The sequence below is a fragment of the Mycobacterium sp. DHQP2018-32-09 genome, assembly GCF_058148405.1.
Genome location: NZ_JBYVYK010000011.1, coordinates 107,082 through 114,659 on the forward strand (window position 1 = coordinate 107,082; position 7,578 = coordinate 114,659).

Annotated in this window: 6 protein-coding genes; 4 read left to right on the top strand and 2 right to left on the bottom strand. The window is 70.3% G+C overall.

Annotated features, from left to right (window positions below):
- Nucleotides 1-41: 41 nt before the first annotated feature.
- Genes AC30CM_RS08015 through AC30CM_RS08025 form a run of 3 tightly spaced genes read left to right on the top strand, consistent with a single transcriptional unit; the run spans nucleotide 42 to nucleotide 3,707 of the window.
- The gene (locus AC30CM_RS08015; RefSeq protein WP_490116311.1) at nucleotides 42-860 is read left to right on the top strand and encodes a lysophospholipid acyltransferase family protein; all 819 of its coding nucleotides are present in this window, start codon (nucleotides 42-44) and stop codon (nucleotides 858-860) included.
- Nucleotides 860-2,497, top strand: a complete 1,638-nt coding sequence (gene fadD12, locus AC30CM_RS08020; RefSeq protein ID WP_490116312.1) for an acyl-CoA ligase FadD12 — start codon at nucleotides 860-862, stop codon at nucleotides 2,495-2,497. The genes AC30CM_RS08015 and fadD12 overlap by 1 nt, the downstream gene beginning before the upstream one ends.
- Nucleotides 2,484-3,707 (top strand): alpha/beta hydrolase, encoded by a 1,224-nt coding sequence (locus AC30CM_RS08025; protein WP_490116321.1) that lies wholly within the window; start codon nucleotides 2,484-2,486, stop codon nucleotides 3,705-3,707. The genes fadD12 and AC30CM_RS08025 overlap by 14 nt, the downstream gene beginning before the upstream one ends.
- 1 nt (nucleotide 3,708) lies before the next feature.
- On the opposite strand, the gene AC30CM_RS08030 is transcribed toward AC30CM_RS08025, so the two are convergent.
- Both AC30CM_RS08030 and AC30CM_RS08035 read right to left on the bottom strand, forming a co-directional pair.
- A complete protein-coding gene (locus tag AC30CM_RS08030) occupies nucleotides 3,709-5,127 on the bottom strand; it encodes a WS/DGAT/MGAT family O-acyltransferase (RefSeq protein WP_490116313.1) in 1,419 nt (472 codons plus the stop codon).
- Between the two features lie 4 nt (nucleotides 5,128-5,131).
- A complete protein-coding gene (locus AC30CM_RS08035) occupies nucleotides 5,132-6,352 on the bottom strand; it encodes an alpha/beta hydrolase fold domain-containing protein (RefSeq protein ID WP_490116314.1) in 1,221 nt (406 codons plus the stop codon).
- A 232-nt stretch (nucleotides 6,353-6,584) separates the two neighbouring features.
- On the opposite strand from AC30CM_RS08035, the gene AC30CM_RS08040 reads away from it, so the two are divergent.
- A partial coding sequence (locus tag AC30CM_RS08040; protein WP_490116315.1) for a septum formation family protein occupies nucleotides 6,585-7,578 on the top strand: 994 nt, incomplete at its 3' end.

A 7,578-nucleotide genomic window follows, 5' to 3' on the forward strand; every position in this document is an offset into this window, starting at 1 on the left:
TTAGGCTGGAACTAGAACACGTTCCAATTCTTGGAGGAGCCGTGGCGGTCGACAACGCGCACCCAGCAGAGACGACATCCGAGACGACGAAATGGGACCCCGGTCTCACCGAACGGGTGATCGGCTGGCTGCGACCGCTGATCAAGGGCTACCACCGCGCCGAGGTGCGCGGGCTCGAGAACGTCCCGCCCGGCGGCGTGCTGGTGGTGTCGAATCACTCCGGCGGCCTGTTCGCGATGGACGTGCCGGTGTTCGCCACCGACTTCTACGCGAAGTTCGGCTACGGCCGGCCCATCTACACGCTGGGCTTCGACCTCATCTTCACCGGTCCCACCGCCGACTTCTTCCGCAAGACGGGCTTCATCGCCGCCAACCACCACAACGCCGACGAGGCCCTGCGCAGCGGCGGCGTCGTCATCGTGTTCCCGGGCGGCGACTACGACGTGTACCGCCCCACCACGGCCCGCAACACCGTCGACTTCGGTGGCCGCACCGGTTACGTGCGGGCCGCGCTGAACGCCGGCGTACCCATCGTCCCGGCGGTGTCCATCGGCGGCCAGGAGACCCAGCTCTACCTCACCCGCGGCACCGAGCTGGCCAAGCTGCTCCGGCTCGACAAACTGCTGCGCGCCAAGATCCTGCCCATCTCGTTCGGCTTCCCGTTCGGCCTGTCGGCGGTGATGCCGCTGAACGTCCCGCTGCCCACCAAGATCGTCACGCAGGTCCTCGAACCCATCGACGTCGTGGCGCAGTTCGGCGAGGATCCCGACGTCGACGAGGTCGACGCGCACGTCCGCCACGTCATGCAGCGCGCTCTCGACGAGTTGGCCGACGAGCGCCGCCTGCCGGTGATCGGCTGATGGGCGTCACCGACCGCGTCCTCGGGACCGCAGGGCTGATCACCACCATGGCCCGCGCCGGTGTCATCGCCCCCATGCGTCCCGACCGCTACGTCCGCATCGCCGCGGCCATGGCGCGCGAGCACCTGGGCATCACCTCGGGTTTCGCGGCCGCCGCGCAGCGCTGCCCCGACCGCCCCGGCGTGATCGACGAGATCGGCACGCTGACGTGGCGCGAGATCGATCGGCGCGCCGACGCCCTGGCCGCCGGGCTGCAGACGCTGCCCGGTGAGATCAGCACCATCGCCATCATGGCCCGCAACCACCGCGGCTTCGTCGAGTCGCTGATCGCGGCCAACCGCCTCGGCGCCGACGTGCTGCTGCTCAACACGTCGTTCGCGGGTCCCGCACTGTCCGAGGTCATCCGCCGCGAGGGCGCCGACGTCGTGATCTACGACGAGGAGTTCGCGCCCACGGTCGACCGGGCCCTGGCCGACGCCCCCGACACCGTCCGCATCGTCGCCTGGACCGACGCCGACGGCCATCCACGCACCGTCGAGGGCATGATCCGCGCCCACGACGGCGCCACGCCACGGCGCGCCGCGCACAAGGGCCGCACCATCCTGCTGACGTCGGGCACCACCGGAACGCCCAAGGGGGCCAGCCATTCCGGTGGCGGACCCGAGACGCTCAAGGCCATCCTGGACCGCACGCCGTGGCGCACCGAGGAGACCACGGTGATCGTGGCGCCGATGTTCCATGCGTGGGGTTTCGCGCAACTGGCCTTCGCGGCATCGATGGCGTGCACGGTGGTCACGCGTCGCAAGTTCGACCCCGAGGCCACCCTCGCGCTCGTCGACACCCACCGCGCCACCGGATTGTGCGTCGTGCCGGTGATGTTCGACCGCATCATGGCGCTGCCCACCGCCGTGCTCGACCGCTACAGCGGACGGAGCCTGCGGTTCGCCGCCGCGTCGGGGTCGCGCATGCGCGCCGACGTGGTCACCGCGTTCATGGACCGCTTCGGCGACGTGATCTACAACAACTACAACGCCACCGAGGCCGGCATGATCGCCACGGCGACGCCTGCCGATCTGCGCGCGGCCCCCGACACCGCGGGCAAACCCGCCGAGGGCACCGAGATCCGCATCCTCGACGGCGACTTCCGGGACCTGCCCACTGGCGAGGTGGGCACCATCTACGTGCGCAACTCCACCCAGTTCGACGGCTATACCTCGGGTGCCACCAAGGACTTCCACGGCGACTTCATGTCCTCGGGCGACGTCGGCTACCTCGACGCCGACGGCAGGCTGTTCGTCGTGGGCCGCGACGACGAGATGATCGTCTCCGGCGGGGAGAACGTCTACCCCATCGAGGTGGAGAAGCTGCTGACCGCGCACGCCGCAGTGGCCGAGGCCACGGTGCTCGGCGTCGACGATCCCGAATACGGCCAGCGGCTCGCGGCGTTCGTCGTGCCGGCCCCCGGCGCGGACGTGACGGCGGAGGCGTTGCCGGACACGCTCAAGGCCTACGTCAAGGACAACCTCGCCAATTACAAGGTGCCGCGGTCGATCACAGTGCTCGAAGGTTTGCCGAGGGGCAGCACTGGCAAGATCAGTCGACGTGATCTCCTGGACGCCCTCGATGCGCCGACGTAGGCGTTTCCCGCTGCTGCGAGCCGCCGCCGAGGCGCTCAACGCCGCCAACGCCGTGCGGCCGCTGGGCCGTGAGGGCTACGCCACCATCCCGGTGTTCTTCCTGGGCTGGCCCACCGGCGAGGCGGCCCCGGTGGTGGCGGGTGCGTCCATGCTCGACGCGCTGCGCCGCGGTCGGCGGGGCGACTTCCGGGGCACGGCGGGACGGCTCGCGCTGGCCTTGACGGCGGCCTCGTGGGCGACCCTGGGTTACGTGTATTGGCGTGCCGCGCAGTCGCGGCCGTTCTTCGAGGAGCCGCTGCGCGCCGAACTGGGCGAGGCCTACGGTGCCGTCGCCGAGGGTGAGCGGCGGCGCAGGCCGGGGGGTGTGCTGCGCACGTCGTGGGCGCGCCGCGCGTACGTCACGAAGGCCGATACCGTGCGCTACGGCCCGCACCGGGCCAACGTCGCCGACGTATGGCACCGCTCCGACCTGCCCCGCGACGGCAAGGCGCCGGTGCTGCTGCAGGTGCCGGGGGGCGCGTGGGCCATCGGCATGCGCCGCCCGCAGGCCTATCCGCTCATGAGCCATCTCGCCGAGCGTGGCTGGATCTGCGTGTCGATGGCCTACCGGATCAGCCCCCGCAACACGTGGCCGGCGCACATCGTCGACGTCAAGCGGGCGCTGGCGTGGGTCAAGGACAACATCGCCGACTACGGCGGTGACCCCGGGGCGATTTCGATCACCGGCGGGTCGGCGGGCGGGCACCTGTGCGCGCTGGCGGCGCTGACGCCCAACGACCCCCGCTGGCAACCCGGATTCGAGGACGCCGACACCTCGGTGTCGTGCGCCGTGCCGATCTACGGGCGCTACGACTGGTTCACCCGGGAGGGATCCGGCCGACCCGAGTTCATCGCGATCCTGCAGAAGTTCATCGTCAAGAAGCGCTTCGCAACCCACCGCCGGGAATACCTCGACGCGTCCCCCATCACCAAGGTGCGCGCCGACGCCCCACCGTTCTTCATCCTGCACGGCCAGGACGACTCCATCATCCCGGTCCAGGAGGGACGCGACTTCGCCGACGCACTGCGCGCGGTGTCGGACGCTCCGGTGATCTATGCCGAGATCCCACACGCCCAACACGCATTCGACTTCTTCGGCTCGCCACACGGGCACTTCACCGCCGACGCCGTCGGCCGGTTCCTGGACTGGGTGCGCGCCACGCGGCGCTAGGCTATTGCGCCATGGCGGTCGGGATGACCGTCAGCTCCTCCGACAACCCTGCGGCACGGCGGATCTCGATGAACGCCTCGACCATCGCCTCGCTCAGCTCGTGAGGATCGGCGAGCGTGGCACCGTCGGAGAGCACCGAGACGTTGAGCTGGTCGACGTAGCTCCACACCGTGATGTTGAGCCCGCTGCCGGTGGTCAGGGGACCCACCGAATAGATCTCGGTGACCAGCGCGCCGCCGACGCGGCCCGGCTGCCGCGGACCGGGCACGTTCGAGATGGGCAGGTTGAGCACCTTGTTCTGCCCGTCCTTGGCCGCCAGCCACCGGAACAGCGCCTCCATGGGGGCCGGCGGAAAGTACGACGACCACCGGCTCACCAACTCCGGGCCCATCAGGTCGTGGGTCTCCTTGGCGTCGGTGGCCGCGGCGTGCACCTCTCGCACGCGCTCCAGCGGATCGGCCAGGTGTACGGGCACCACCATCATCACGCCGGTGAAGTAATTGCCCGATACGCGGTCCGGGGAGAAGTCGAAGCTCACCGGTACCGACGCCAGCAGCGGGTGGTCGGCATGCCCGTCGTAGCGAATCTGCAACTGCCGCAGCGCACCCGACGAGATGGCCAGCACCATGTCGTTGATGGTCACGCCCAGCAGCTTGGCGGTCTCCTTGACGTCGGCCAGCGCCAGCGAGGCCGTGGCGAACCTGCGGGTGCCGTCGACCATGTGATTCATGAAGCTCGGCGGCGGGGTGAACGGCCGGGTGAGTTCGGGTGACAGCTTCTTCGAACTGCGGCGTACCCGGTTCATACCCTTGGCGGTATAGGCCAGCACGCCGGGAAGACGACGGATCCCCCGCATGTGGTCGGCGAACGCGGTGCGCACCAGCTCGCCGCGGGCCGGCGCGGGATCCGTTGCGTAGGAATCGCGGTCGCTCTGCGGACCCGGCTGCAGGTCCATTCCGCGCGCCAGCAGGTTGGCCGACGCCACGCCGTCGGCCAACGCGTGGTGGATCTTGCCGAGCACCGCGATGCGCCCGCCTGCCAGGCCGGTGATGAAGTACATCTCCCACAGCGGTCTGCTGCGGTCGAGCGGCGTGCTGGCGATCTCGCCCACGGCGGCATCGAGTTCCCGTCGCCCTCCGGGGCTGGCCACCTCGTAGGGTCGCACGTGGTAGTCCAGGTCCACCTCGCAGTTCTCGCGCCACATCGGGTGGTGGAACTTGAACGGGATGTCGACCAGTTCGTAGCGGAACGGGTCGAGCTTGTAGAGCCGGGAGTGGATGACACTGCGGAACTCGTCGATGCCGAACGTTCGGCCCTTGAGTTCGGAGATGTCGATGACGGCGAGCTTGAGGGTGTGCATGTGCACGGTGGGCGTTTCGGAGTAGAGCAGTACCGCGTCCCACCCACTGAGCCTCTTCACGACGCTATATAACCTGCTTGGCCCCGACCGTCGTCTGGTTTCGCCGAACCTGGTTGAGGAACAACCCGATTGCGGTCGCCATGGGTCCGGTGCGCGCACCGTCGGTCATGTCGAAACCGTGACCCGCGCCTGGCAATTCGACGTAGCTGACCAGTTGACGCGAGGCCCGGCGCAGCGCTGCCACGAAGTCCCTGGCCTGCTGCACCGGGATGACGCCGTCCCCAGAGCCGTGCACGACGAGGAACGGTGGCGCGTCGGCACGCACCCGGGCGATCGGCGAGGCGTCGCGGAACACCTCGGGGTGACGGTCGAGCGTGCGCTTGACCACCACGCGCTCCAGGAAGTCGACGAATCGCACGCGCTCCACGGTGGAGCGGTCCTGCCAGTCGTAGCGGCCGTAGATGCCGACGACCGCGTCCACCGAGGTGTCCGCGCCGGGCGGCAGATCGCCGTGCAGTTCCGGATCGTCGTGGGTGAGCCCCGCCAGCGCGGCCAGGTGGCCGCCGGCCGAGCATCCGGCGATCGCCACGAAGTCGCGGTCGCCGCCGAACTTGTCGACGTTGGCGCGCGCCCAGGCGATCGCCGCCTTGACGTCGGTGATGTGCTGCGGCCAACGATGATTGGGCGAGACGCGGTAGTCGATGGACAGGCACACCCAGCCCAGCGACGCCAGGTGTGACATCAGGGCGTAGCCCTGCAGGATCCGGCTGCCGTGCACCCACGCCCCGCCGGGCACGAAGATCAGTACCGGCGCCGGGTGACTCGGCAGGTCGCGGGGGCGCCACACGTCGAGGAGCTGCGCGGGGCTGTCGCCGTAGCGCACCGACGTCCGGTAGACCTGGCGCCGGTGGGTCTGGGCCCGCCACACCGGGGGCAGGCGGTCGGGCGCAGGCCACTGCGAGTCGAGGTCCTCGGGATTGACCACGCCACGCAGGGCCGCCTTGGCCACGGCGCCAGCGGAGTCACGCTCCTGCTTGCGCTGCGCGCCGTCACCGGGCGTGCGCAGCGCTTCGACGGCCGCACCGAGGAAGTCCGGCGCGTGGCGCATGCCCCAGAGGCTCATGGCGGTCATGCCACCGAGGGGTTCGAGGTGTCGACCGACCACCGGCAGCGCGGCCGCACCGGTGCTCATCGCCAGCAGGTAGTCCGAGGGGGTCGCACTCAACAGCCAGCGGAGCCGGGTGGTCAGGGTGGGCCCCGGATGCCGGGTGTCCGGGCGCGTCATGGCGCGAGCGTACCCCCGCCGGTCGGCGGTAGACGACACTTGCGCAAAGTTGTCTACCGCGCCGTCCGGCAGGCACGGCCCACGTAACGATTGGACTCCGGGCTGCATACGATTGGGGAGGCCCACATGGCATGCACCGACGACCTGTGCCAAGCTCTTTGGTCGTGGCCAGCAAACTCCTTTGCCGCACCGCCACCCACGGTGACCTGCCTCGAACGTCGCGGGTAGGCCCTTGAGGGAGTCGGATCTCACCACGGCGTTGGCCGCGCTGGAACGCCAGCGCGCCCAGGCGCCGTCGACGGCTGCCCTCGACGCGCCGCCCCCCGACCCGTCCACGTCGCGCCGCAACCGGCGCGCCGCACTCGGACTCGCGTTGCTCACGCTGCTGGTGCTGGCGACGTTCCAGGTGGCCTCGCCCGAATCGATCGTGCGGGACGGCAATCGGGACAGCCGGGCAGCGAAGGTCTTCAGCAATGCCGGACCCGGCGCCTGCCTGGCCTGGCCTCCCGGCGAGCCCGACAAACCGTCGTTCGTCCAGTGCACCAGCGACCACCTGTTCGAGGTGGCCCGATCCGTCGACATGAACAACTTCGCCGAGCCGTGCCAGCAGGCCGTCTCCGACTACCTGGGCGCCCGCTACGACCCGAACTCGCGATTCACCATCAGCGTGCTGTGGGCCGGCGACGCCTCGGCTCCCCCGGCCGAACGCGACCTGCTGTGCGGACTGCAACTGCTCGGGGTCGGCGGCGCCCCGATGCCGTTCAAGGGGCTGGTCGCCGAACTGGACCAGTCCAAGGTGTGGCCCACCGGCACGTGTCTGGGCGCCAACGCCGCCGCCGCGCGCGCCACCGACGCCCTCGTCGACTGCGCGACACCGCACGGCGCCGAGGTCGCGGGCGCCATCAACCTCGCCGAACGCTTCCCCGGGCCCGACCTGCCCGGCGACGCCGCGCAGAACGAGTACCTGCAGCGGGAGTGCACGCGGCTCGCGGCGGCCTACGTCGCACCGCGCGAACTCGCTCAGCTGGGTCTCGTCGAGGAGTACGCACCCATGGCGCGCGCCAGCTGGGCCGCGGGCAGCAGGCAGGTGTCCTGCAACGTGACGCCGGCATCGGGGGCCGGGTGGAAGCCGCTCGTCGGCCGCGTGGGATCGATGCCGGGCGACCTGCCTGCAGCACCCCCGTCCGCCTCGCCCGCCCCGGCGCCCTCCCCGGCCCCGGCCCCGG

Excerpts from the sequence above, each read along its gene's own strand:
- fadD12 (WP_490116312.1), top strand. The coding sequence starts at position 860 with ATGGGCGTCACCGACCGCGTCCTCGGGACCGCAGGGCTGATCACCACC.
- AC30CM_RS08025 (WP_490116321.1), top strand. The coding sequence starts at position 2,484 with ATGCGCCGACGTAGGCGTTTCCCGCTGCTGCGAGCCGCCGCCGAGGCG.
- AC30CM_RS08035 (WP_490116314.1), bottom strand. The coding sequence starts at position 6,352 with ATGACGCGCCCGGACACCCGGCATCCGGGGCCCACCCTGACCACCCGG.